28 protein-coding genes are annotated in these 25,055 nt (G+C 51.5%); 18 read left to right on the top strand and 10 right to left on the bottom strand.

All coding sequences use genetic code 11. The features are described 5' to 3' along the window. Positions 1–8: 8 nt before the first annotated feature. From ACJJI1_RS01150 to ACJJI1_RS01130, 5 genes are all read right to left on the bottom strand, one after another. A complete protein-coding gene (locus tag ACJJI1_RS01150; protein WP_413662772.1) occupies positions 9–1,793 on the bottom strand; it encodes a hypothetical protein in 1,785 nt (594 codons plus the stop codon). Between the two features lie 58 nt (positions 1,794–1,851). Next, the gene (locus tag ACJJI1_RS01145; RefSeq protein WP_413662771.1) at positions 1,852–2,337 is read right to left on the bottom strand and encodes a hypothetical protein; all 486 of its coding nucleotides are present in this window, start codon (positions 2,335–2,337) and stop codon (positions 1,852–1,854) included. Between the two features lie 151 nt (positions 2,338–2,488). Then, positions 2,489–3,100 carry a TPM domain-containing protein gene (locus ACJJI1_RS01140; RefSeq protein ID WP_413662770.1) on the bottom strand — a complete coding sequence of 204 codons (612 nt, stop codon included), beginning with the start codon at positions 3,098–3,100 and terminating at the stop codon, positions 2,489–2,491. Then, the gene (locus tag ACJJI1_RS01135) at positions 3,100–3,846 is read right to left on the bottom strand and encodes a TPM domain-containing protein (protein ID WP_444958319.1); all 747 of its coding nucleotides are present in this window, start codon (positions 3,844–3,846) and stop codon (positions 3,100–3,102) included. The genes ACJJI1_RS01140 and ACJJI1_RS01135 overlap by 1 nt, the downstream gene beginning before the upstream one ends. A gap of 21 nt (positions 3,847–3,867) precedes the next feature. Then, positions 3,868–4,482 (bottom strand): LemA family protein, encoded by a 615-nt coding sequence (locus ACJJI1_RS01130; RefSeq protein WP_444958318.1) that lies wholly within the window; start codon positions 4,480–4,482, stop codon positions 3,868–3,870. Between the two features lie 86 nt (positions 4,483–4,568). Between ACJJI1_RS01130 and ACJJI1_RS01125 the strand changes: the two genes are divergently transcribed. The 8 genes from ACJJI1_RS01125 to ACJJI1_RS01090 all read left to right on the top strand — a co-directional run bounded on the left by ACJJI1_RS01125 (position 4,569) and on the right by ACJJI1_RS01090 (position 10,574). Continuing rightward, positions 4,569–5,105: a YaeQ family protein gene (locus tag ACJJI1_RS01125; RefSeq protein ID WP_282931942.1), complete on the top strand. Its 537-nt coding sequence runs from the start codon at positions 4,569–4,571 to the stop codon at positions 5,103–5,105. Positions 5,106–5,119: 14 nt separating this feature from the next. Continuing rightward, on the top strand, positions 5,120–5,602 hold the full coding sequence (locus tag ACJJI1_RS01120; protein ID WP_108733959.1) for a YajQ family cyclic di-GMP-binding protein: 483 nt from the start codon (positions 5,120–5,122) through the stop codon (positions 5,600–5,602). Positions 5,603–5,613: 11 nt separating this feature from the next. After that, positions 5,614–6,558, top strand: a complete 945-nt coding sequence (locus ACJJI1_RS01115) for an esterase-like activity of phytase family protein (protein ID WP_444958317.1) — start codon at positions 5,614–5,616, stop codon at positions 6,556–6,558. A gap of 246 nt (positions 6,559–6,804) precedes the next feature. Beyond that, entirely contained in the window at positions 6,805–7,743 is a 939-nt protein-coding gene (locus ACJJI1_RS01110; protein ID WP_444898016.1) for a hypothetical protein, read from the top strand. A 64-nt stretch (positions 7,744–7,807) separates the two neighbouring features. Further along, positions 7,808–8,743, top strand: coding sequence for an SdiA-regulated/phytase-like domain-containing protein (locus tag ACJJI1_RS01105; protein WP_444958316.1), 936 nt, complete (start codon positions 7,808–7,810; stop codon positions 8,741–8,743). A 13-nt stretch (positions 8,744–8,756) separates the two neighbouring features. Continuing rightward, positions 8,757–9,347, top strand: a complete 591-nt coding sequence (locus ACJJI1_RS01100) for a uracil-DNA glycosylase family protein (RefSeq protein ID WP_444911219.1) — start codon at positions 8,757–8,759, stop codon at positions 9,345–9,347. A gap of 2 nt (positions 9,348–9,349) precedes the next feature. Continuing rightward, positions 9,350–10,072: a uracil-DNA glycosylase gene (gene ung / locus ACJJI1_RS01095; RefSeq protein WP_444958315.1), complete on the top strand. Its 723-nt coding sequence runs from the start codon at positions 9,350–9,352 to the stop codon at positions 10,070–10,072. 262 nt (positions 10,073–10,334) lie between these two features. Further along, positions 10,335–10,574, top strand: coding sequence for a DUF1059 domain-containing protein (locus tag ACJJI1_RS01090; RefSeq protein WP_444958314.1), 240 nt, complete (start codon positions 10,335–10,337; stop codon positions 10,572–10,574). 157 nt (positions 10,575–10,731) lie between these two features. On the opposite strand, the gene ACJJI1_RS01085 is transcribed toward ACJJI1_RS01090, so the two are convergent. The 3 genes from ACJJI1_RS01085 to ygfZ all read right to left on the bottom strand — a co-directional run bounded on the left by ACJJI1_RS01085 (position 10,732) and on the right by ygfZ (position 13,252). After that, a complete protein-coding gene (locus ACJJI1_RS01085; RefSeq protein ID WP_444958313.1) occupies positions 10,732–11,277 on the bottom strand; it encodes a hypothetical protein in 546 nt (181 codons plus the stop codon). Positions 11,278–11,463: 186 nt separating this feature from the next. Further along, positions 11,464–12,015, bottom strand: coding sequence for a hypothetical protein (locus tag ACJJI1_RS01080; RefSeq protein ID WP_444958312.1), 552 nt, complete (start codon positions 12,013–12,015; stop codon positions 11,464–11,466). Between the two features lie 196 nt (positions 12,016–12,211). Further along, positions 12,212–13,252, bottom strand: coding sequence for a CAF17-like 4Fe-4S cluster assembly/insertion protein YgfZ (gene ygfZ / locus ACJJI1_RS01075; RefSeq protein ID WP_444958311.1), 1,041 nt, complete (start codon positions 13,250–13,252; stop codon positions 12,212–12,214). 112 nt (positions 13,253–13,364) lie between these two features. Between ygfZ and ACJJI1_RS01070 the strand changes: the two genes are divergently transcribed. Both ACJJI1_RS01070 and ACJJI1_RS01065 read left to right on the top strand, forming a co-directional pair. Further along, positions 13,365–13,610 (top strand): FAD assembly factor SdhE, encoded by a 246-nt coding sequence (locus ACJJI1_RS01070; protein WP_282931952.1) that lies wholly within the window; start codon positions 13,365–13,367, stop codon positions 13,608–13,610. Continuing rightward, positions 13,585–14,037: a protein YgfX gene (locus ACJJI1_RS01065; protein WP_444958310.1), complete on the top strand. Its 453-nt coding sequence runs from the start codon at positions 13,585–13,587 to the stop codon at positions 14,035–14,037. Before ACJJI1_RS01070 ends, ACJJI1_RS01065 begins: the two co-directional genes overlap by 26 nt. A gap of 46 nt (positions 14,038–14,083) precedes the next feature. Here ACJJI1_RS01065 and nadB read toward each other — a convergent pair whose 3' ends face one another. Beyond that, on the bottom strand, positions 14,084–15,691 hold the full coding sequence (gene nadB, locus ACJJI1_RS01060; RefSeq protein WP_444958309.1) for an L-aspartate oxidase: 1,608 nt from the start codon (positions 15,689–15,691) through the stop codon (positions 14,084–14,086). A gap of 178 nt (positions 15,692–15,869) precedes the next feature. On the opposite strand from nadB, the gene rpoE reads away from it, so the two are divergent. The 5 genes from rpoE (at position 15,870) to ycjG (ending at position 20,025) form a co-directional block, all read left to right on the top strand. Beyond that, positions 15,870–16,484, top strand: a complete 615-nt coding sequence (gene rpoE / locus ACJJI1_RS01055) for an RNA polymerase sigma factor RpoE (RefSeq protein WP_282931954.1) — start codon at positions 15,870–15,872, stop codon at positions 16,482–16,484. A 118-nt stretch (positions 16,485–16,602) separates the two neighbouring features. Then, positions 16,603–17,307, top strand: a complete 705-nt coding sequence (locus tag ACJJI1_RS01050; protein ID WP_444898008.1) for a sigma-E factor negative regulatory protein — start codon at positions 16,603–16,605, stop codon at positions 17,305–17,307. Between the two features lies 1 nt (position 17,308). Next, the gene (locus ACJJI1_RS01045; protein WP_444958308.1) at positions 17,309–18,532 is read left to right on the top strand and encodes a MucB/RseB family sigma factor regulatory protein; all 1,224 of its coding nucleotides are present in this window, start codon (positions 17,309–17,311) and stop codon (positions 18,530–18,532) included. Between the two features lie 12 nt (positions 18,533–18,544). Next, complete coding sequence (locus ACJJI1_RS01040) at positions 18,545–18,994, top strand: SoxR reducing system RseC family protein (RefSeq protein WP_444958307.1); 450 nt, start codon at positions 18,545–18,547, stop codon at positions 18,992–18,994. An 83-nt stretch (positions 18,995–19,077) separates the two neighbouring features. Continuing rightward, positions 19,078–20,025 (top strand): L-Ala-D/L-Glu epimerase, encoded by a 948-nt coding sequence (gene ycjG / locus ACJJI1_RS01035; protein WP_444958306.1) that lies wholly within the window; start codon positions 19,078–19,080, stop codon positions 20,023–20,025. Here the strand turns inward: ycjG and mpaA are convergent. Beyond that, entirely contained in the window at positions 20,013–20,717 is a 705-nt protein-coding gene (mpaA, locus tag ACJJI1_RS01030; protein WP_413662748.1) for a murein tripeptide amidase MpaA, read from the bottom strand. The two genes, ycjG and mpaA, sit on opposite strands and share 13 nt — an antisense overlap. 171 nt (positions 20,718–20,888) lie before the next feature. Between mpaA and ACJJI1_RS01025 the strand changes: the two genes are divergently transcribed. From ACJJI1_RS01025 to lepB, 3 genes are all read left to right on the top strand, one after another. After that, positions 20,889–22,283: a Do family serine endopeptidase gene (locus ACJJI1_RS01025; protein ID WP_444958305.1), complete on the top strand. Its 1,395-nt coding sequence runs from the start codon at positions 20,889–20,891 to the stop codon at positions 22,281–22,283. Positions 22,284–22,417: 134 nt separating this feature from the next. Continuing rightward, positions 22,418–24,223 (top strand): translation elongation factor 4, encoded by a 1,806-nt coding sequence (gene lepA / locus ACJJI1_RS01020; RefSeq protein ID WP_444958304.1) that lies wholly within the window; start codon positions 22,418–22,420, stop codon positions 24,221–24,223. Positions 24,224–24,273: 50 nt separating this feature from the next. Beyond that, a complete protein-coding gene (gene lepB / locus ACJJI1_RS01015) occupies positions 24,274–25,041 on the top strand; it encodes a signal peptidase I (RefSeq protein WP_413662745.1) in 768 nt (255 codons plus the stop codon). The last annotated feature ends 14 nt before the right edge of the window (positions 25,042–25,055 follow it).

Genomic DNA, 25,055 nt, shown 5'->3' with positions numbered 1-25,055 from the left:
TTTTATTCTTACCGTACGGATAGGGGCGTAAATCCAGCGATTTTCCAGTGGTTATCAGACTGGATAATTGCGATATTGGCCCGGGTCTCTTGCGGTCTTTGTTCAAACTGTCCCCAGCTTCGGTCCTCTACTACCGCCTGCCAACTTGTAATCAACCGGAATCCTTTGTTGCCATTCAGGTTAATTTGGCTGGAGTACTCGACTTTAAGATTTGTAATAGCACTGATTGATCCCAAGCCACCACTCGTTGTTTGGGGGCGATAAATTTGTGCCAGATTTGAATAGGTACTTTCGAATCCTTCCTTGGTAATCAGGTTTTTTAGCTTTAATTCCAGATTGATCGGTAGAGGCTCTTTAAATGCGGCTGCAACTTTTAACAGTAGCTGTTCTGTTACTTGGCCCAAGTCCCGTTTTTTAGCGGTTCCTGGGAGGTTTACCCGGTATTCTTCTGGAAGATTGAGGTACAAAGCGACAGCTGAGATTATTATGGCGGTATAGAGAATAGTTGAACCCTTGCGGCCTATAAGTGAGTGTTTTGTGGATAGCGTCAATACAATTATCGTAATAATAAGAAATGAAAATAGGATAGCCATAGGGACCGCCAGGCTAGGGGTTTCTATTACAAGTGGATCGCTATTTGGAGGTCGGTAATCGTATAGGTAGTTGTGCCACTGAATATCAGGAAATGAGGGAATTACATGGGTGGGAAATGGGCCTGCGGGGTCCTGAATTAGGGTGGGAACGGAGTTGATCGTATCGGTGAATAGATTCCAGTCTACGGTAACACTCCGGGGCAGTGCATCGATGGAAAATTTTTCCCGGTAGCCAATCATCACTGAGCCCATTTCAATAGTGTCATTCTCTGAAATCTGTGAGTACCCGCTATTATTTGCGCGAAGAAAAACAGTCTCAATGCTATTCGGCTGTGAGGGCGACTGATCAATAGAAGTTGGATTTTTATTATTTAGATAGCTGCGTACTGTGTGGTGCAGGAAGGCCTTACTTTCTGGTGTTAATAGTTGCCAGGCATCGAAAGGGTGATTAGTCCACTCCAGTAAGTCCTTGGTGCGCACGAGTATCTCATGGCGTATCTGGCGGGGCTCTACGTAGAGGAAAGACATTAGAGGGTAGCGATTACGCCGACTAATATTGGTGTTCTTAAAATGTGTATTCCATGGGTCTTTCCAGTCGATAATGAGTGGTTCAGGTTGGGATAGGTAGTGAAAGCCGCTGATAGGTGTTTGCCCGTGGCGACTGGTAAAGCCAATTGTCACGGATGCCTGCTTATCACTACCGATGGGTGGTTTTAGTTGCAGGACTGAAAGTCCACCGATTGGATATTTCAGCTGAGTTAAAAGAATCTTTTTATCTGCCGGGAAATCCGGCATTTTTATGCCGGTGCGGGGATCGGTTTTCCCAGCAAAAGGGGAAATTCTAGGTTTTCTCTGGGCTACTCGAATTGAGATGAGTTTGGGCTTAATGCTCTTATTTCCAGAGAGTACTTGAAAGTCGAAAGATTGTTGGGTTTTTGCCGATTGTGCCAGTCGATAAATGTCTGGTGTATCACCAATTCCTGGCCAAAATAGTTTGGCATCGCTTGCTGATATCTCGAATCTAATGTTTAGGATATTTTTTTGTATATCGATCTCCGCAATATTGTTGGCGGTCTCAGCGCCACTTAAACTGATAAAATCAGCCTTGCTGGTTGTTGATAATGTACTGTTGAATAATATCAGGGCCAGGCTGATAAGTATTTTGTTGAATGATAAATAAAATTTCGCTTTGGGAGTCATGTGTTGCTTGAGCAGAGTTGATCAGTTGCACTTTATTCGTTTTTGAAGGGGGGTTAATTTAGTCTGGTACTTCAAGATCAATACCGAAGGCTATATTGACTTCCATATAGATTTTCCCAATCAGCTTTGTATAAATTACTTTTCCGCCATAAATAGTAGGTACGAATACAACCTCAGTGGGGGCAGCTGGTAACTTTTCGGACTCCGGCTTGGTACTGCTGGGGTCCCAAGTCGGAAAATTCACTTGCCGGTTACTGATGGCCCATTCCACCCTGAGAGCGTCGAGATCGCTAATGTGGTTGCTACACTGATGCTCGACATGAAATGTTAATTTATCACTGTTACCCAATGCTGGCAGGAAGCGGGTCGTGGCTTGCTTTGGGCGAGGGGAGGCTATACGAGTGCCCGGGAAGTTACCGTCCCCGATTGTCGAAGTCGTATTTTTCTTTTGTAGTTCTTGAGACCAGAGAGCGGCACTGAATCCAGATACCAGTAACAGAAGAGTAATACTGAAAAGCTGCAATAGGGTTTTAGTCGGAATCATCTTCTTGTACAGAGTTTACTTATGGGTTTTATGCCTTTAGGCAGCTTAGTTGATGATTCAAGTCACAATATGAGGGTAGGTTGGTATGGCGTGGAGTTTCGTTTTGAAACTTGAATAAGTTGGTGTTGCCAGTTTTGGGGGATACGGGGATTTAATTGATGACGACTAGATGATTCGGCAGTTCATCTTTAATGGTGCTGGTGGGTATCGCTTCGTGAAGTAGATCTCCGCATTGCTCAATACATGCCAGTAATGCCTCTCCAGCTTTTCCCCGCTTGATTTGTTGCACAAAATTTTCCACTACTCTCTGCCAGTTGTCATTGGTGATGTGTTGGGCAATGCCTTTGTCGGCCAGTATTTCTACATAGTGTTCGGCTTCTGAAACAAATATCAGTAGCCCGAGTCGGTCCTTGGTTGCGTGTAAATCCTGCTCCAGAAATTGCCTGCGGGCTAAATTTGAAGCTCGCCAGAATTTTATTTTCTTTGGTACCAGGCGCATGGTGATGGGGCGCCAGCGGAATATTACTGCCAGGACAATAAATAAAATCCACTGAAGCGTCACCGCCTGTTGGAGGTTGATCCAGAACGGCAGGAATTCGATCAGGGGGGAGACTAACAGTGTTAGGAATGCGGCCCATAGGGTAGAGATATAAAGGTAGCTGTCGGCTTCCTTGGCGACCACAGCCATGACTTCAGCGTCGGTGCGGGACTCTACTTCCTTGATTGCCTCTGCTACCTGGCGTTGATAAGTATTGGTGAGCATTACCATCCTCCCGATGCGCCCCCTCCGCCAAAACCTCCGCCGCCCCCGCTAAACCCGCCCCCAGAGCTGCCGCCGGATAGACCTCCGCCAAATCCACCTCCACCATAGTAGCCGCCGTAGCGCCCCCGCTTAAAAACGCGGCTCTGTGCAGGTGAACCCAGTACGGCACTGCCGAAGAGGTGTAGCATGACCAGCAGAAGGAACAGGCCTACCAGTACAGCAATTCGACGCCCCTCTTTGGTTTCTACGGGTTCAGCGACATATTCATTTTTCGTCGCGGCGATAATTGATCGAACCCCTGCATTGATTCCGCCGCTAAAATCGCCATTGCGAAACTCTGGCAGTACTTTGGTTTGGATAATATTTGCCGCCAATGCATCGGTTAGGGCTCCTTCCAGGCCGTAGCCGACTTCGATACGGACCTTTCTATCATTGGGCGCAATCAGGAAAAGCACTCCATTGTCTTTGTCTTTTTTTCCTAGCTTCCACTTGCGTGCCAGTTGGTTGGCATACTCCTCTATAGTGATGCCCTGAAGCTCGGGGATGGTGGCGACAACCAGCTGATTGTCGCTGTCGCGCTCATACTGCTGTATCAACTCAGTAAGTTGGTATCTCTCATCGGCCTTTAACAACTCTCCCTGATCTACTACCCGGCCGGACAGCGCTGGAAACTGTACATCGGCCCAGGCTGCTATGGCACAGACCAGAGCGATCAGGGTGGTTATGGCAAGACTGGGGCGGTTCATTTTGGGGTCGATGGCGCCTGTCTATTGGAAGTTGACCTCAGGTGCGTTATTGGCATCTTCACTGGTGGCTTCGAAAGTTTCTCGAAGCGGCATATCCCTGTAGAGCACGGCATGCCAGATTCTTCCTGGAAAAGTGCGAATCTCGCGGTTGTAGCGCTCTACAGCCTGGATATAATCCCGGCGCGCGACACTGATGCGGTTTTCGGTGCCCTCTAACTGAGATTGCAGTGTGAGGAAGTTCTGGTTGGCTTTGAGGTCGGGGTATCGCTCTACCACCAACATAAGGCGGGATAGCGCGCTGGTTAGCTGGCCTTGTGCTGCTTCGAACTGTTGCAGCTTGGCTGGGTCATTGAGAAGGTTGCCGTCAACCTGGAGAGAGCTGACTTTGGCCCTGGCCTCAGTGACGGCTTGTAGGGTTTCCCGTTCGTGGGATGCGTAAGCTTTTACGGTTTGCACCAGATTGGGAACCAGATCGGCACGGCGCTGGTATTGGTTTTGAACCTGGGCCCAGGTGGCTTTAACCTGCTCGTCATAGGTTGGGATATTGTTGACACCACAGCCGCTGAGGGTGGTTGCCAGCAGCAGTAGCAGTGAGCTCTGCCAAAAGGGCCAGCCGCTGGGGAGCGCAGAGGTCATGCGGAATATCCTTATTCTCACGTGAACCCATCAAGAATAGTCCGCCTGACTCCCGGCGCTGGAGAAGGCATCACCATGGAGCCAAAATGGCGCTAAAAGCAACAATATTTAAGGCCAAAGTCCAGATATCCGATATGGACAGGGATTATTACGCCGAGCACCCGCTCACTTTGGCGCGACATCCCTCGGAAACAGATGAGCGTATGATGGTGCGCCTACTGGCTTTTGCACACAATGCGGCGGAAACGCTGGAGTTTACCCGGGGATTGTCCTCCGATGAGGAAGCGGATCTCTGGCAAAAGAACCTGAGCGGGGAAATCGATCTCTGGATCGAGGTGGGGCTTCCCACTGAGGAGCGAATTCGCAAAGCCTGCAACCGCTCGAAGCGCGTTATCGTATACAGTTACGGGCGCCGTGCAGCACCAATCTGGTGGCAGAAACAGGCCAGCCAATTGGAGCGCTTTGATAACCTTACCGTCTACCATTTAGCCGCTGATGCCACTGAGCAATTGGCGGCTATGGCTGAGCGTAATATGGACCTGAGTGCAACCATTCAGGATGGTCATATCTGGCTCGCTGATAGTGACAACAACGCGGAGATTACTCCGGAAACCTGGAAATAGGAGCAGACAACTTAATGCCTTCTTTTGACATTGTATCTGAAGTGGATAAGCACCAACTCACCAACGCTGTGGATCAGGTGAATCGCACTATTACCAACCGCTTCGACTTTAAAGGTGTGGATGCGGAAGTGGAGATGAGTGAGTTCTCCCTGGTAGTTCGCGCTGAAGTGGACATGCAGGTAGACCAGATGGTGGATATGCTGCGCGGCGCACTGATCAAATGCGATATCGATCCACTGGCGATGGATGTAGGTGATAAAGAGCAATCCGGCAAGCAGGTCAAATTGGACGTGACCCTGAAAAATGGCCTTGACAAAGAACTGTCAAAAAAGATTGTTAAGCTGATCAAAGATGAAAAGCTCAAGGTGCAGGCTGCCATTCAGGGTGAGCAGGTGCGTGTTACTGGCAAGAAGCGCGATGACTTGCAGCAGGTGATCGCCTTGTTACGCGGTAAAGAGCTGGAACAGCCATTGCAGTTTAATAACTTCCGCGATTAGTTGGTTTTGCAGTGATCAAGCGTACTCTCTTCAGTGTTCTATCCGTGCTGTTGTCGCCACTGGCGATAGCCGCAGAAATTACCCCGGCTAGGTTGCTGGCCAGCTATTGGGTTGATAGTAGTGCAGGCCTGGATATTTCCGGCTTAAGTTTCTGTTCTGGAGATCTGCTGGCAGTCTCCGATAAGAATTCTGAAGAGATCTACACGCTTGAACTTCGCGATGGCAGTGCCGACCTGGTATCGCATCTTCGCTTAAGCGGCCTTGGGATACCGGAGCAGGATGAGCCTGTCAGTGCTTGGGAAGGCTTCAAGGAGTTGTTCCGCCCGGCAGGAGATCTGGACTTTGAAGGTGTTACCTGTAGCGATGGCCAGGTCTATCTGGTCAGTGAGCATTACAACCGTATTGCCATCGTAGATATCGAGGGAAATGCACGCTGGCAGGAGCATAGCTGGTCGGCATTAGCCAGGTCCCAGGGGTTTCTACAGAAGACCAATGCTTCCAGCGAGGGGTTGGTGAAAGCCGACGATACTTTCTGGATAGCCATGGAGCGCGAACCCCGTGGTTTGTTGAGGCTTAATGCAGATGGCGAGGCCAGCACACTGACTCTGCCTCAAGTAGATGGCCTGGATTTTGCTGGCCGTTCAGAGGACTTGGCGGGATTGGATTACCACGACGGCGCACTCTTTACCTTGGAGCGCAACGCCCACGCCGTGTGCCGCAGGGCACTTCCTAGCCTGGAAGCAGAGTGGTGCCTGGATTATCGCGCCCTTGAAGAATCTCCCGAGCGGGTTTATGAAGAAACCCGCTATGGAAAGGGCGAGGGGCTGGCAGTCGGAGAGCAGGGTATTTTCGTTATCCTCGACAACAATAATGTTGGCCGTGCCCAGGCGCCTGACGACAAGCGCGCGCTGCTGTTGCATCTGGCAATGCCAGATGAGGTCAGTAGGCTGCAATAATTGACTCTGTCTGGCGCCGTACTTTCCGGGAGTCGGCGCTAATCCCATCCCTTTAGTTCTTTCCCGTTCAACAAGTCCCTCCATTTTTAAAATATCTTCTAGTCACTAGCGCTAAAATTGTTTAGAGCAATTGGGGTAACTATGCTGTGTACCAATAGCTATTGGGATCTTACAGCTTGGTAGTGTCTGTTGGCCGCAGGGAATCTCCCGGTTCTTAAATCACTTTGGCGATAAATTGGAAGGATCGTGATTAAGCGTATTTTTTTAACTATCGTATGTGCGCTCTTGTCATCCTTGGGGCTGGCAGCTGAAATTATTCCCGCCAAAAAAATAGCTCATTATTGGGTAGATGATAGTGCCGGGTTAAGCATATCTGGACTGAGTTTTTGCGATGGAAAAATGGTTACGGTGTCGGATAAGCAATCCAGGGAGATCTACCAGATAGTATTGGGAGATAGGAGTGCAACCTTGGAGCCTTATATCAAGCTGGCTGGGCTCCGGGTTCCGAAAAAAGATAGGCCTACTAATTTATGGTATTTTCTACTGGAACTTACTCGCCCAGCTGCAGCGATGGATTTTGAAGCCATCACCTGTGCCGATGATAAATTCTATTTGTTGAGTGAACGTTACAACCGCATAGCCGAAATAAATATGGAGGGAAAGGGGCATTGGTTAGAAAATATGTGGTCGGCCACGGCTAAAGCCCAAGGCTATATGCACGGGTACAATCTCTCCGGTGTAGGGCTGCAGAAGGTGGGCGATGACTTTTGGATGGCTATAGAGCGGGATCCCCGTGCCCTGGTAAAACTCGGCCCCAAGGGAAGTGTACAGATTTTTACACCGCCGCCAGTAAAAGGGCTGGATTTTCGTGATGAGTCGGAAAATATGGCAGGCCTCTATTACTATGATGGGGCTTTGTGGACCCTGGAACCTAATGCCTATGCAGTTTGTCGCAGGGAATTACCCAGCTTGAAAGCTGAGTGGTGTCTGGATTACTGGGAACATGAAAACTCCTCTGAACTCGGCTACGAGGTATCGCGGACCGGTGGCAAGGGAGATGGTTTGGCTATTGGAGAGCGGGGCGTTTTTATTGTGTTTGACAATGATAATATCAGCCGTATTCACGACCCTCAGGATCGCAGAGCACTCTTATTACATCTGGCTCTGCCAGATCAATCTGACTAAATACCAATAGAGACTTTCTGTTATTGGGGTTCGAATAGTTGGGTTGTGTTTAATGGGGAATGTAATGATCAAGACAGTTTTCCTCGCAATTAATTTCATATTTTTAGCATCCGTGGGAATGGCTGCTGAGATTTTTTTGGCTAAAGATATTGCTGATTACTGGATAGATAATAGCTCGGGTGTAGGTCTATCTGGTTTGAGTTTTTGTGGTCAATTAATAACGATCTCTCCTAAAGAATCGGAAAAAATATATAGAATCAATTTACACGGTCAGAGTGCGACATTAGAAAAATACCTGAAAGTTAGCGGCCTGCCTCCGCCCAAAAGGGGAGTAGCCGATAATGTTTCTCACTTTGTTATGGATTTATTGCGGCCTAAATCCGCAATGCGTTTTGGTGGAATATGTTGTAGAGACGACGGTACATTTTTATTGAGTGAACGCCACAATCGAATAGCAGAAGTGGACACAGATGGGAGTTCACGCTGGATTAATAACAAGTGGTCATCAGCAATAGAACACCTGGGTTATTCGCTGAGATACAATAATGGCGGGGAGGGGATAGTTGAGGTTGGCGATGACTTGTGGGTAGCTTTAGAGCGGGAACCCAGGGGATTGTTAAAGGTGGGAAATAAAGGAGAGTTTCAAGTTTTCTCCTTGCCTTCTGTAGTGGGGCTGGATTTTGGAGACCACCCGGAGAATCTGAGAGGACTTGATTATCATGACGGCGCTCTTTTTACTCTTGAAAGCAACGCATATGCGGTATGTAGAAGAGCTCTGCCGAGCTTGCAAGCTGAATGGTGCTTGGTTTACCGTGAGATTGAAGAATCCCCGGAGCACGCCTATGAAGTGTCGCGGTTGGGGGGAATGGGGTCTGGAGTTGCTGTAAATAACCAGGGGATATTTGTGGTTTTCAATAACAATAATATCAGTCGTGCCCGTGATCCCCAGGATCGCCGCGCGCGGTTGTTACATTTGGCTTTCCCCGACGGTAAACAATAGGGACATATAGTAGGTGGTAGTTGAGAAGTTACCGGCACTGCTGGAGGAAATACGGGCTTGTCGCCTCTGTGAAGAACAGCTTCCTCTAGGGCCGAATCCAGTCTTGAGGGCTGCAGCGTCTGCACGCTTACTGATCGTCGGCCAGGCCCCGGGCACCAAGGTCCACGCGACCAGTATTCCCTGGAATGATCCCTCAGGAGATCGCTTGCGAGATTGGCTGGCGATTGATAGGAACACCTTTTACGACGAGTCCCAGATTGCCATTATTCCCATGGGCTTCTGTTACCCTGGGCGCGGCAAGGGCGGTGACCTGCCGCCGCGACCCGAGTGTGCCGCCACCTGGCATCAGCGCCTAATGGCACAATTACCCAACTTGCAACTGTCGCTGTTGGTGGGACAATACGCCCAGCGCCATTACCTCCCGCACTGGTATGGCAGTATTACCGAGAATGTTCGCCATTACCGCGATGCACTGCCAGCGGGATACTTTCCCTTGCCGCATCCAAGCCCGCGCAACACCCTGTGGTTGCGTCGCAGGCCCTGGTTTGAGGAGGAAGTTGTGCCCGAGTTACAACACTATGTTAAAAAGATATTGAAGGTTTAAGAATGCCGGTTCCGGACAAAATAAAGATCCACCCCTCTTGGTACGATGTTTTGGGCGGGGAGTTTGACCAACCCTATATGGCCCAATTGCGTCAGTTTTTAAAGGGGGAGAAGGCTGCCGGCAAGAAGATCTACCCAGCTGGTGGCCAGATCTTTAATGCCTTTAACTCCACACCTTTTGATCAGGTAAAAGTTGTTATCCTGGGTCAGGACCCATACCATGGCGTTGGCCAAGCCCATGGTCTGTGCTTTTCTGTGATGCCCGGAGTACGCATTCCCCCATCGCTGCAAAATATTTATAAAGAGTTGCACTCCGATATGGGTATTCCTCCTGCACACCACGGTTGCCTGCAACCATGGGCAGAGCAGGGCGTGCTTTTGCTAAATGCCACCCTTACTGTTGAGGACAGCAAGGCCGGCGCCCACCAAGGGCAGGGTTGGGAGCAATTTACGGATGCGGCGATTCACAAGCTGGCGGAACAGCGTGAAGGGTTAGTCTTTGTTCTTTGGGGGAGCTATGCCCAAAAGAAGGGAGGCTTTATCGACCGCAATAAGCATTTAGTGTTGCGTGCTCCACATCCCTCTCCTCTATCTGCGCACCGGGGTTTCTTTGGAACCCGTCCTTTTTCCCAGGCAAATAACTGGTTGCAGCAACGTGGTGAAAAGCCTATTGAATGGACTTTGCCAGAGGCGAGTCAATTGAAGCGGGTTGCTGTGGAGATTTAGTGGCTTAACCCGGATAGGTATTATCTATCTGGGTTTGTATTTATCCAGAGCGCCAAAAATTCTATTCCTGTTATCCTTCTCTTGGCTTTTAGATAAAAAATTTTAGTGGCTATATGCGTCTACTCTTTGCTTCGGCAGTGTTTTGGGATGGAAATCTATCGAGGCTTGAAAGCCAATTAGAGCTATTATCTATTTTTGGCTCTTTTGAAGTTATTTATCTGTCAGATAAAATATAACTTATGAAATCTAAGGTGATATTGCTATGAAAATGATGACTTGTAAGGAGTTGGGGGGTGCCTGCGATTTGGAGTTTCACGGGGATAGTTTTGAAGAGGTGGCGGAACTCAGTAAGATGCACGGAATCGAGATGTATCGTAAAAATGATGCCCAACACTTACTGGCTATGAAGAAAATGCAGGAACTGATGAAGGATCCTGAATCCATGCAGAAGTGGTACGAGTCAAAAAAAGAAGAGTTTTCAGCTCTCCCGGATTGTAAATAGAGAAAATTAGTATTTATAGGTAAAAATCATTTGAGCGTAAAAAATGGCGCTAAAATCGTGTTGGAATTGACTGTGGATATAGGGCTTGAGTAAGTCAGAAAGTATTTCCAGTTGAGTGGTGATATATTAATTGCTCAATAATCTTTTCTGTTTTGGATTAGCGGCCCTTCACAGGGTGTTTCTTTTTGGTTTCAACGGCCTTCCAAAGAGGTCGCATTAATAGCCGGGCAAATGCAAAGCCGACAAAAAACAAGTTACAGATATAGGCTAAAAAATAAGGGCCAAACTCTCTTTCGAAAAATATGCCAGTAGCGTTGAGGGTGCTGACGATAACTACCGATGAAGCGATACTGAAAAGCCCATAGTAGGTAACTTTCATTACAATAGACACAAATTTGAAGTGTCTTTTTTTCCACAGATAGACAATAAAGCCTGTGGTGGCTATTCCCATCAAGGAGCTGCTTGTAGACCACACATAGCCAGCATCGATACGGAAGTTCAAAAGTGCCAAAGAAAAGGCGGCGAGCAGTGCGCTGAATAGGCTGATATAGACAATCATGGCCAGGGACACCACATGCCCCCTAGATATACTCTCTATTTTCCGTGACTGAAATGTGGCAACCATTGCCGCAAACCCTGCCAACACTATGGATATTTCAATAATGACAAGTAATTGATCGATTTGTACCGACAGTTTTTCCATCTTCCGCTATTGCCCTAAGCAGAAAGGTTAAATAGGAAAGCTGATAACAGTATATGAGTGAAATGGAGAGCTGGTAAGTTGTTTCCCGTCTCACAATTAGCTTTATTTTAGCCCGCTTGCTATATGGTTAATAATTATTGTTAGGTGTAGGTGTCCAATGGTTGGCACCACACTTTTAGCTGAAAATCAGCCGGACGCCACCGTTTTCTCCTTGTCGGTTCGGCCTAGTTCATTTTCTTTAACAGCTACCCACAATGGGCGCATAAGCAGTCTTGAAAATGCATAACCAACGACAAAGAGGTTGCATACAAAAGATAAAAAATACGGCCCATATTCCTTGTTGAAGACAATCCCTAGCGCATTCATGATATTGATAATAACTACTGAGCCGGCAATTCCAAAAAGAAGGAAGTAGGTAATCTTGGCGACAATAGAGATAGATTTGAGCCGTTTCTTTATCCAGAGATAGCCGATAGAGAATGATGTAGCCACACTCATGGCAAAACTACTTAAGGACCACAGGGTGCGATCAGCGAGATCAAAATTGGATAGAGTCAGGGTGAAGGCAGCCAGTAATGCGTTGATCAAACTGATATAAATAATCATCGCGAGGGATACAATTCTTCCTTCGCCAAGATTTCTGCCTTTTGTGGGTTGGAGTGTGCCAACTATTGCAGCAAAGCCTGCCAGAATAATGCAGCATTCAAGAACGACAATTAGTTGGTCTAACTCTTTCAATATTGCCTCCCTCTACTGCTTTATTAAGCTGGAATTTTGAAGCCTAGGGGAATATCTATAAATATAGTAGCGGTAGTAAGCTGCGTTTTGAGTGGTGCAAACCTTTTTGCTTTTCAGAGGTTCTTTCTGGTTGTTAACTCATAAACAAAAAAGGCGACTAAAAAGTCGCCTTTTTGATTAAAAGTAATTTTCCTGTTTAGGCTAGCGGATCGGCGTCTGCATCGTAGGGGAGTTCCTCGATATCCAAAGTGCGGCCATCTTTCAGGTGTAAGGTTTCACCTGCGGCCACTTTGGATATGGTGAGTACGGCGAGTAGCTGAATGCCTTCTTTGCTATGGCAGGCTTCCACCAGATTACCAATACTTTGCTTTCCATCTCCAAATATCTCCATGCCCGATTCAGGGAGATCCCCCGAAGCGCAGCTGGCCCGGTAAAGGCGACGTTTGGCAGCGCCGCGGAATTGCATCCGGGCAATTACTTCCTGGCCGGTATAGCAGCCTTTTTTAAAGCTCACGCCACCGAGCAGGTGCAGGTTGGTCATCTGCGGGATAAACATCTCTGTCGTGGCGGCGTCCACCTGAGGGATACCGGCTTCAATTTGGCGCATTTGCCAGCAGTCATAGCCGGTAGCTTCACACTCTGGTGATAGCTTTTGCCACAGTTGCTGGACCTTGCTGGTGGGTACCAGGATGGCTAGCTGCAGGTCGGTAATACATTGGGCAATGCAGCGCTCTCCTTCGAAGTCAAATAGCTTCACCTCGCCGACTGAGGGTTGCTCGAAGCCCAGCAGTTTGGAGGTGCGCTCTGCCACATCGCGCCCCTGCAGGCCTAACCAGTGGGTTTCATCACTGATGTCGTGCAGCTCTGTCTTGAAAAAGACGGCGTACTTGGCCAGCGCTTGCTGGGCGATGGGGGCCAAATCCTTTGGCAACCGGAAGATGAATTCACTTTGCGAAAGTTTCAGTGCACTAAAAGCACTGATCATACGCCCCTTGGGGTTGCAGTGAGCTCCCAGGGTGCTGTGTTCATCGGGAAGGTTGATCAAGTCACAGGTGAGCTGCCCCTGTAAGAACTTCTGGCTGTCGGGTCCGGTAATGGAAATAGCTCCGATTGGGCCCAGGTCCAGCAGGTGCAAACTCTGAGGGTCTTCGCGACTGGTGAGAGGGAAGTGAGCTTTGCTGCCCTCCCAAATGGCGCCCTCGTTGCTGAGAAAATCCTGCCACTGTTGCTGATCCATAATCCTGCCACCTGCATTTGTATTCGGGGCATAATTTGGGGGTCCTTCGCGCCCTTTTCAAGTTTGGTGGGGCAGGGGGTATACTGCGCTTTTTATCTGGTTGGAAAGAAGTATGGATCGCAACCGCCTGTTTTGGGCCAGCCGCCGTGGCATGTTGGAATTGGATCTGGTGTTGCTGCCGTTTCTGGATAATGTTTACGAGACCCTGGAGCCAGAGGATCAGCAGCGCTATATCCGCCTGCTCGATGAGCAGGATCAGGATCTGTTCGCCTGGTTCTTGCGTCGAGAAGATCCGGCTGACCCGGACTTGAAGCGAATAGTGCAGATCATCCGTGACAACACCGGACTCCAGGAATAGCTCGACACCCCCGCTTTATGAGCGCAGCGCCCGCCTAAGTTGCGTCGTTGCGCCTTCCTTGCTTTTGCATTTGCTCCTTTTACTGATCACCCTTCTGGCGATCTTACTCGTCTGGTTGTGTAACTTGCCTTCAGTATTATCTGGGCTGGCGAGCCTTTTTGTTGTGGTTTACGCCGGAATAGAGTGGCGCAAGGTAAAAGCTGTGAGAGGCCATTTATCGACCCGCGAGCGAAGGTGGTTTTGGCACCCTGATGGCGCAGATCGTCGCGAATTCCAGTTTGTAAATGAGCTGGTGTTGTGGTCTTGGTTGGTGGTGATTAATGGTCGGGACAGGGCTGGGCGCCGGCTCCGTTTGGTGTTGGCCAAGGATATGCTGGCGCCGCAGGATTGGCGCAGGCTACAAGTGGCACTGCGCTATTCCCGCTAGTTAGCTGGGTTGCCGTGGCGGGCCCAGTTGGCTAAAAACTGGTCGGTTAAATAAATTGGCGCTGGCCGGCAAAGTTCTCTGGCACCAAAATCGTGTCCATAGCAAGTTCACGCAGTTGGGGGTAGTCGAGGGAGTAGTGCAGCCCCCGGCTCTCGCGGCGATCCAGGGCCGAACGAATAATCAATTCCGATACCAGGGAGAGATTGCGCAGTTCAACCAGATCGCTGCTGATGCGGTAATTGGCGTAGAACTCGCGAATTTCTTTCTGCAGCAACGTTACTCGGTGCTGCGCGCGCAAGAGTCGCTTGCGGGTGCGCACAATGCCCACGTAGTCCCACATAAACCGGCGCAGCTCATCCCAGTTATGGGAAATCACTACATCTTCATCGGAATCGGTGACTCGCGATGCATCCCAGTCAGGAGATGGGCGGGGCGCCTGTACCATACCCAGGTGCTCATCGATATGCAGGGCTGCTGAGCGAGCGTAAACCAGACACTCTAACAGCGAGTTACTGGCAAGGCGGTTGGCGCCGTGTAAGCCGGTAAATGTCGTTTCGCCAATGGCGTAGAGCTGGTCCAGATCTGTACGCCCATGGCGATCGACCATAATGCCGCCACAGGTATAGTGAGCTGCAGGCACCACTGGAATAGGCTCTCGGGTGATATCAATGCCATATCGAAGGCAATTGTTATAAACCGTTGGGAAGTGATCGCGTACAAACTGAGGATCTTTGTGGGAAATGTCCAGATAGAGGCAATCTGCCCCCAGCCGCTTCATTTCGTGGTCGATAGCGCGGGCGACGATATCCCGTGGCGCCAACTCTCCTCGCTTGTCGAAGCGGTCCATAAACCGGCTGCCGTCGGGAAGCTTGAGTACAGCGCCTTCACCGCGTAAAGCCTCTGTTACCAGCAGGGCTTTGGCCTTGGGATGGTAAAGGCAAGTGGGGTGAAATTGATTGAACTCCATATTGGCCACGCGGCACCCGGCGCGCCAAGCCATTGCGATTCCATCGCCGCTGGCGCCGTCCGGGTTGCTGGTATAAAGGTAGGCCTTGCTGGCCCCCCCGGTGGCCAGGACGACGGCTTTAGCCTGGATCAGCTCGACCTCATCGTTGCGCTTGTTGAGTACGTAGGCGCCGGCACAGCGAAATCGGCCTTTATCTGGATCCGGCTGGCGAATTAGATCGATGGCAACGTGGTGTTCGAAACAATCGATATTGGGGCTGTTTAGCACCTTGGTGATCAGGGTGCTGTGTACCGCTTGGCCGGTGGCATCAGCGCTATGAATAATGCGCCTGTGACTGTGCCCCCCCTCTTTAGTGAGGTGGTAGCCCTGCTCCTCGCGGGTGAAGTCCACCCCTTGATCGATTAACCAGCTGATCGCAGCAGTGCTCTCCTCTACGGTAAAGCGCACTGAAGCGGGGTGGCAGAGTCCTGCACCCGCGTCTAATGTGTCTGCAATATGCGACTCAACCGAATCCATCTCATCCAGCACTGCAGCGATGCCTCCCTGGGCGAACCAGGTGGAGCCATCTTGCAATCTCTGTTTGGAGAGCAGGGCCACGCGATACTGGGAGGCGAGATGCAGGGCCAGTGTAAGGCCTGCTGCACCGCTTCCAATTACGAGAACGTCGTAGTTTGCCTGGGCATTCATAGATTTCAATTATGTTTAAGGGTCGCGTAGTATAGCGCCTCCTGATTATTCGTCGATTTGACGTGGAACTTATGTCCTATTGTCATTGTCATCAACACAGTAAAAGAAACGCCTGCGCCGGTGGCCCCGCAGTTAAATTTTGTGGCGCCCGCAGTGTGGCTGGATATGGGAGTTGGGGATGACAGCGCATCAGGCGTCAACGAGTGACCGTGAGCTGGTAGAACGGGTACAAAAAGGGGACAAACGCGCTTTTGACCTTCTTGTACTCAAGTACCAGCACAAAATTGTTGCTGTAGTGAGTCGGTTCATTAAGGACCACAGTGAAGTACAGGATGTAACCCAAGAAGCTTTTATTAAGGCTTATCGTGCTCTTGCCAATTTTCGCGGCGAGAGTGCTTTTTACACCTGGATGTATCGGATTGCGATCAATACCGCCAAGAATCACCTGGTTTCCCGCAGTCGTCGGCCGCCATCTTCCGATGTTGAACTGGAAGATGCTGAGTTTTACTCGGGCGCTGACCTGCTGCGTGACAACGAGACACCTGAAAGTCAGATGTTTCGCGACCAGCTGGAAGCGGCGGTGCATCGCGCTATTCGCGCACTGCCAGAGGATCTGCGCTCAGCGGTAACGCTGAGAGAGCTTGAGGGACTGAGCTACGAGGAAATCGCCGAGGTTATGGGATGCCCGGTGGGAACTGTGCGCTCTAGAATATTTCGCGCACGGGAGGCGATAGACCGGACAGTCCAGGCCGTGATGGCCGGCGAGCCGGAAACACTGGGTGACAGGGGTTAAAATTGCGGAAAATTTTCCCAGTCGGGGAAACCAACCGCTCAGACTCCGGTCATAACATGTAACCAAATATGGTGCTTGTGGGCACCGAATAAATGATTGCACAAGAGGGTTAACCCCTATGTCCCACGGGAATCATCAGGAACGTCTTAACGAGTCGCTCTCGGCGCTCATGGATGGCGAAGTCAGCGAACTGGAGCTGCAACGGCTTCTGAAGGCCAGCGCGGCCTCTGAAGAGTTCGGTGAGCGCTGGTCGCGTTACCAACTTGCGGCGAGTGTTATGCGCCGCGAACAGGTCGCGCCGGTCGACATCGGCCTTGCAGCGAGTATTTCTGCCGCCATCGATGAGGAAGAGCCTCTGTCGCAAAACGGCAATGGGGGATCTGCGGTTGCTGGCAATTTGGTCAACAATCGCTGGTGGCGTCCGCTGTCCCGTGGTGCTGTTGCTGCGACGGTGGCCTTTGCTGCCATTTTGGGTGTGCAGCAAATGACAGATTCTCCACAGAGCGCTATTCAGGGGGCAAACCAGCCGGTAGCTTCGGTAGAACGGGAGGCTCAGCCGGTCGTTCAGTCTGCACCGCAGCCTTCCGGTTTCTATGTGCCCGCCCCTTCCACGCGCTCAGTGAGCACTGCGGCTCCCCGCTTTGTGCCGGAACAACGCACCGGTGTTGTGGGGCAGGCCGTAATTCAGCAGGCCCCGACTCCCGAGTTGATGCGCCACCTGAATCGCGTAATGATTCAGCACTCAGAACAAGCCGCTCATGTGGGCAGTCAGGGCATGGTTCCCTTTGCTCGCGCCACTTACGGCGAACAGGTTGGAATGTAGTGTGACGAAAGTCGAAACCAGGGGGCGCCGAATCCTCAGTGGGATTCTCAAGGCCAACGGTCTACTGTTGGCCTCCTCGTTATTGGCACCCATGTCATTTGCCCAGGTTGACGCTGGCGTAGAGCCCAGTGCCCCCACCACTATCAATCTCGATATGAGTACTGCTCCCGCAGCAGCCCCGGCTGTTGTGGAAGTTGCTATGACGGACGGGGGCTCGGGAGAGGTGGAAAGTCCCGCTGCGGTACCGGCCGTTCCAGCAACTGCAACTCCAGAAAGTGCTGTTGGCGGCGTGCCGGCGCAAGAGGCGGTGACATCTGGCGTAGTTAACCTCACCCCTGCAGCGCAGAGCGGCATGGTAAGCCCGGGTGTGGTGAGTAATAACGAGGTTGAGCATTGGCTAGCCAAGTTGGCAAAGGCAGTAACTGAGCTTGAATACAGTGGTCTGGTGACCTTTGAGCATGCGGGCCTCCTGGAGACCTTGCAAGTGGTTCACGCGGTTCGAGAAGGTGAGCAGGTAGAGCGCGTGCGCTACCTCAGTGGTGAGCCTAGAGAGTTGATCAGCCACGGCAGTGCCGGAAATTGCGATGTCAGTGCTTCGCCAAGAAATCGTGCTACAACATGGAACTCGGCGGGCCAACAACAGGCTCAGCGCGCTTACCAATTTATCTTGCGGGGTGAGGAGCGAATCGCGGATCGCGATGCTGTTGTGATTGAGGCGCGACCAAGGGATCGCTATCGCCTGGGCTTGGTAGTGAGTCTCGATAAACAGACTGGGCTGCCGTTGAAGACCATGCTGGTTAGCACCCAGGGCCGCGTACTGGAGCGTTACCAGTTTGTACAACTGGATCTCTCCCCTGTAGAGGATGCCGCACTACAGGCGGTCTCCAATAATGCCCGGCGCATCGATAATCGGAATGAGTGTACGGCTTCACAGAGCCGCTGGCAGGTGGGCTGGTTACCCGACGGTTTCCGGGTAGTGTCCGTCAAGCCCTTATCTGATGGCGATATGATGGTGTTTAGCGACGGGCTGGGAGTGTTTTCTGTATTTGTCCAGCGCCTCGGTCCAGAACTTGAGGGCTTTAAAGGTCGCGCAATCCGCGGAGCCACAACAGCCTATATGGACCGCCTGGAAATTGAAGGCGTTGCTTACACTGTAACAGTGGTGGGTGAAATCCCCGAAACTACAGCGCGCCGTGTCGCCAGCTCAATTACCGCAAAGAGCTAAGTGAGCATATAGGTGCTTCAAGAGCGTGGCCGGGTGGTGGCCATAGAGGCTGATGCTATCTGGGTGGAGACCACCCAGAGTAGCGCCTGTAATGGCTGTTCTACCAAGTCCAGCTGTGGGACCGGATTGCTGGGCGATCTGTTTTCTTCTTCGACCCGCGTTAAAGTAGCTCTCAACGGTTTTTCCGCAGATAAAATCCACCTCGATGATGTGGCGGTAATTGGTATTACCGAGAATGCCTTGACCAGTAGTGCCTTGCTGGTTTACCTCGTCCCCTTGATGTCCCTGGTGCTAGTTGCACTGATTGGGGATTCGCTCTTCGCTGAACCCGGCGCTGTAATCGGGGCCTTGATCGGTCTGGTCTTCGGTGCTTTGGGAGTTCGCTGGTACAGTAGGTCCCAGTCGCAAAACCCCACCTACACCCCTGTACTTCTGCAGATTGAGCCCTCCCAAAAGAAATAGTCCGTCGCCTCCGCCTTCGCCAGCTAGCCCTCGTCTCCCTGACCTAAACTGAGAGTTCCTTTTATTGCCTGGAGGCTCTGCCAATGAGGGCTCGCTGTTTTGATGAGCGCTGGCCTCTACGTACTGCATTTGTCATCTCTCGTGGCGCGCGCACTGAGGCTCAGGTTGTGGTGGTGGAGCTTAGTGATGGTGAAGTCTCTGGCGTCGGTGAGTGCACGCCTTATGCTCGCTATGGAGAAAGTGCTGCCTCTGTTTTGCACCAGCTGCAGCCGATGCTCAAAGAGGTGAGCGATGGGTTGACCCGAGAGCAATTACAGCTGCGTATGCCTGCCGGAGCGGCGCGAAATGCATTGGATTGTGCGCTGGCAGATTGGGAGGCTAGAAAAGCGGGGCGTCTACATCCGGCTCCGGATTTTCTCCCTACCGTACAGACATTAGTTGTTGATAGTCCCGAGGCAATGGCTGGTGCTGCGAAAATTGCTGTGACGGCGGGAGCTGATGTTCTCAAGTTGAAACTTGATGACCAACATGTGCAAGAAAGGGTGTCGGCGGTACGCTCTGCAGCACCGGATGCCAGGTTGGTGATTGATGCCAATGAGGCATGGCGAAAAGAGACCTTGTTACAGAGATGTCATGATTTAAGCGAGCTGGGGGTGGCGATGCTTGAGCAGCCACTTCCTGCGAGTGAAGATGAATTTTTGGAGAGCTTTGAGCACCCGCTGACGATTTGTGCGGACGAGAGTTGCCATACTCGGGAAGATCTGCCGAAGTTGCTCAAACGCTATGAGATGGTCAATATCAAGTTGGACAAAACTGGCGGGATTACCGAGGCCCTGGCACTGGCAGATGAAGCGACTGATCTCGGCCTGGAAATTATGTTGGGATGTATGCTTTGTACCTCTCGGGCTATCCGAGCAGCCTGGCCCTTGGGAAGTCGAGCGAGCTTTCTGGACCTGGATGGGCCCACCTGGCTGGCCAGCGATGTGGAGCCCCCTCTGCTTTTCAAGGCGGGTAGAGTTTATTGGTCGTAAGTCAGCAGGTCGATTAGCGCTTGCAGATAGTCTTCACTTGCCGCATCAGCTGATATTGGGGGGAATTCAAGGGTAATGCAGGGCAGTGTTTGTTCTGCGCACCAGGTGCCGAATGATCCTGGGGTCTGGTAACCCACATCTCCAACCAGAGGCAGCTTGAAATCACTGGCAAGCTGCATGCCCAGAGGGCTGTTGCTGGGGTCCTCGACACAGGCAAGGGGCTCGTGAATGGAAACGGTCCAGGTCGGTCCCAGCTTTGCAAACAGCTGGCAAAGTGCAGAGGTCTCGGGTTCAGAGGCGGCGCTATCACCTGTACTTAACCGAACATCGCGTTTTTCCGCAGCACTGTTCCACCGGTAGACATTGCCACTGCCATCCCAATTTGCAGTGGCAAAGTTGCGGTTGAGATCCACGCCGCGTGCGTTGGCCCTGGTGCCCAGCTGGCAGCCATCCGGATTGACAGCGAGGATTACGTGATGTCTCAATGAATTGGTGGCGAGGGCCCGCAACGCGCAGGATAGAGCGACGACTGCGGCGACTTCATCTCCGTGGGTGCCGGCCATTATGAGGCCGTGGTGGGTGCCGGTTTGCGCGGGAAAATAGAGTAGGGGGGCGCCCAAAACACTTTGGCCGTAGAGCTCGGTGGGCAGGTGAAACTGACCGCGTTCTGGGCGCGGGCGCATTTCGGACATCGTTAACTCTTTACACAGTTTTACAGTCTGTTGTAGAACTTTGGTGACTAGATCGCCACTAAGTCGTTACTGAGAGTCCCTAAGGGGCTGGACAAGCCAAGGCTCGCCCTTGAAAGGACTCGAAAATCCAATGGTTTCATATTAGAAGGGATCACTAGGGGTAACAAACCTATGGTTAAACGTTGTACACAATATCTACTGGTTCTTTGTCTGTTGGTTTCCGGGGCTGCCAGTGCTCGTGGACTACCCGAACTTACGGAGTTAATCGAAGATAACTCTCCGGCAGTCGTCAAAATCAACACGGTTGATCGCAACCGCACTAGTCGCAGCAGCCAGCCGCAGCTTCAACAGGAAATTCCCGATATCTTCCGCCACCTTTTCGAGCCGCGCCAGCGCCAGCAGCGCCCGGTAGCGAGTATGGGTTCCGGGTTTATCATTTCTGAAGATGGCTATATCGTGACCAACAATCACGTGGTTGACGGTGCTGACCAGGTAACCGTGACACTTACCGATCGCCGCGAGTACGAGGCGCAGGTTATAGGTAAGGATGTGCGCTCTGACCTGGCCCTGTTGAAGATTGAAGCGGATGACCTTTCCGCGGTGCGCTGGGGGGACTCTGAAGATTTGCAGGTGGGGGAATGGGTCGTAGCTATCGGCTCTCCTTTTGGCCTGGACTACTCCGCCAGTGCCGGGATCATCAGTGCGATGGGGCGCAGTATTCCCAATGAAAGCCGCGAGAATTACGTTCCTTTTATCCAGACCGATGTGGCAATTAACCCCGGAAATTCCGGTGGTCCGTTGTTTAACCTGGATGGTGAGGTAGTGGGGATTAACTCCCAGATCTATACCCGCAGTGGTGGCTCTATCGGCCTTTCCTTTGCCATTCCCGCCAGTCTTGCCCAGGACGTCGTTGCCCAGCTGAAGGAAAAAGGTCGTGTTGACCGTGGCTGGCTCGGTGTGGGAATCAGCAATGTCAATCGTGACATGGCGGAAGCCATGGGGCTTGGAAAGCCTGCTGGTGCACTGATTGAGCAGGTAAGTCCCGGGTCACCCGCAGCACAGGCGGGAATTCTTCCCGGCGATATTATAATGCGCTTCCATGGCCAGAAGATTGGTGTGCACGGCGACCTGCCCCATGTTGTCGGTCAAATTCGCCCGGGTACAGAGGCTCAGGTGGAGTTGATGCGCAAAGGTAAATCCGAGCGCGTGAGAGTCACTGTCGGTGCTTTACCGGGCGCCGGTGAGGAGGGCGTTCAGGCGGCTGCTTATCCCAGCTCAGCGGTAGGTGGACGCCTCGGTGTTGTGGTTGAAGAAATTCCCGATGTCCTCAAGCAGCGCTGGAATGTGGAAACCGGAGTACTGGTGAAGCAGGTGATTCCCGGGAAGCCCGGCGCCAAGGCTGGTTTGCGCAGCGGCGACATTATCGCTCAGCTCGGGTTTGAGGAAGTTGGCGATATCAGTGAGTACAAAACGGTGGTCAAGGATCTGCCGCAAGACGAGCTGTTGCCGATTCGCTTCTTCCGTGCCGGACAGTCCACTTTCCGTACAATTAAGATTGAAAGCTGACCGCTTTGCGGTGATAGGTGGCCCATTGGGCCACCTACCTCTCACCTCTGTCCATGAGTTCTGTTAGACTTGCGCCACACAGTTGGCACTACAGCCAGCTAATCAATTGATTTTGCAAGGGTTTTTATTCCGCAGTGGCCACAGATCTCACTCATATCCGCAATTTCTCCATTATTGCCCATATCGACCACGGGAAATCCACCCTGGCTGACCGCTTTATCCAGGACTGTGGTGGCCTCTCCGATCGGGAGATGGCTGAACAGGTTCTGGACAGTATGGAGCTGGAGCGCGAGCGTGGGATTACCATCAAGGCGCAGAGTGTGACGCTCGACTATGAAGCGCGCGATGGTAAGACCTATCAGCTGAACTTTATTGATACCCCCGGACACGTGGATTTCTCCTATGAGGTGTCCCGTTCTCTGGCAGCTTGTGAAGGCGCGCTACTGGTGGTAGATGCCGCCCAGGGCGTTGAGGCCCAGTCGGTTGCCAACTGCTATACAGCCATTGAACAGGGGTTGGAAGTTATCCCTGTCTTGAACAAGATGGACTTGCCCCAGGCAGACCCTGAAAAGGTTGCCGAAGAAATTGAAGATATTATCGGTATCGATGCCGCCGAAGCGACTCGTTGCAGCGCTAAGTCTGGCCTCGGTGTTGAGGATGTACTGGAAGATCTGGTGCGCTTGGTACCACCGCCTGAAGGCGATGTCGATGCTCCTCTACAGGCGCTGATTATCGACTCATGGTTTGACAGTTACCTGGGCGTTGTTTCCTTGGTGCGTGTTGTACAGGGCACCCTGAAAACCAAAGAAAAGATTGTCACCAAATCTATCGGCCGTGCCCATGTTGTGGACAGCGTGGGAATCTTTACACCCAAGCGCCACGAAACCGGTGTACTTCGCGCAGGTGAAGTGGGCTTTGTGGTGGCAGGGATCAAGGATATTCATGGCGCTCCTGTGGGCGATACGCTGACCCATGCTAAGGGCGCTGATGACATTGATATGCTGCCGGGCTTCCAGAAGGTTAAGCCCCAGGTTTATGCAGGCTTGTTCCCGGTTAGTTCAGACGATTATGAGGCTTTCCGGGATGCGCTGGAGAAGCTGTCGCTGAACGATGCCTCCCTGTTCTACGAACCAGAAACATCCGATGCCCTGGGCTTTGGTTTCCGTTGTGGCTTCCTCGGCATGCTGCATATGGAAATTATCCAGGAGCGTCTGGAGCGGGAATACGACCTGGATCTGATTACCACAGCGCCGACCGTGGTTTATGAAGTTGAGCAGTCAGGCGGTGAGATAGTGATGGTAGATAATCCATCGCGCTTACCCGATGTAGGCTCCATCGAAGAGATGAGGGAGCCGATTGCCGAGGTGAATATTCTCGTACCTCAGGAGTATTTGGGCAACGTCATCACTTTGTGTGTGGAAAAACGCGGTATTCAAAAAGACATGCAATACGTAGGTTCACAAGTGTCCCTGCGCTATGAACTGCCGATGAGCGAAGTGGTTATGGACTTCTTCGACCGTCTCAAATCCGTAAGCCGCGGCTTTGCTTCTTTGGATTACAGCTTTGTCCGCTTTGAAGCGGCTAAGTTGGTGCGACTGGATATCCTGATTAATGGTGACCGGGTGGATGCTCTGGCGCTGATTGTCCACCGCGATAATGCGCAGCAGAAAGGCCGCGCAATGGCGGAAAAGATGAAAGAGCTGATTCCCCGTCAGATGTTTGATGTGGCGATCCAGGCGGCTATTGGTGGTCAGGTAGTTTCGAGAACTACGGTGAAGGCGCTGCGCAAAAACGTGACGGCCAAATGTTACGGAGGTGATGTTACTCGTAAGAAGAAGCTGCTGGAGAAGCAGAAAGCGGGTAAGCGCAGAATGAAGCAGTTGGGCCGTGTTGAAGTGCCGCAGGAGGCATTCCTGGCGGTACTGAAGGTGGATCAGTAGGGTTTCGGCCCTACGCCACGACGAAAAATAAGGGATAGTAGAGAAAAGTAATGGATATAAATTTACCTCTGATTCTGCTGTGGTTGGTTGTGATTAGTGGCGGAATCTGGTTAGTTGACAGTCTGTTTTTCGCCCGTCAACGCAAGAAGAATGTCGGGGACCAGCAAGAAGATCCGATCGTTGTCGAGTACGCGAAGTCTTTCTTCCCGATTCTGGCGATCGTATTTGTTCTGCGCTCTTTTATTGTCGAGCCCTTCCAGATTCCTTCAGGTTCAATGATTCCAACATTGGAAGTCGGGGACTTTATTCTGGTCAACAAGTATGCCTACGGTGTGCGCTTGCCAGTGTCCCGAACCAAGGTGATGGATGTGGGTGAGCCCAAGCGCGGCGATGTCATGGTGTTCTTTCCACCCCACAATAACGATACTTACTACATCAAACGGGTGATTGGGTTACCCGGTGACAAGATAGAGCTGAAGAACAATGTGCTCTATGTCAACGGTGAGATGGCTCGCCAAGAATTGATCCGGGCCATCCCGCCGAGTAACCCGCAAACAGAAGTCATGTGGGAAGATCTCGATGGCTATCGCCACGAGATGCAGAAAAGTGTCCGCCCCCGGCAGTACAGTAACTTTAGTGGTGTAGTGCCGGAAGGGCATTATTTTATGATGGGCGATAACCGCGATAACAGCCTCGATAGCCGGGAGTGGGGCTTTGTCCCAGAGAAGGATATCGTCGGCAAAGCTTTCGCCATTTGGATGCACTGGGACAAGTTGCTCAGTTTGCCCAGCTTTAAGCGTGTAGGCTCAATCCAATAAAGAAACCAGCCGGG

The sequence above is a fragment of the Microbulbifer maximicatervae (SeqCode) genome, assembly GCF_052467065.1.
Note: the sequence above shows the minus strand (reverse complement) of the source record. Positions and strands in the feature narration are given on the sequence as shown.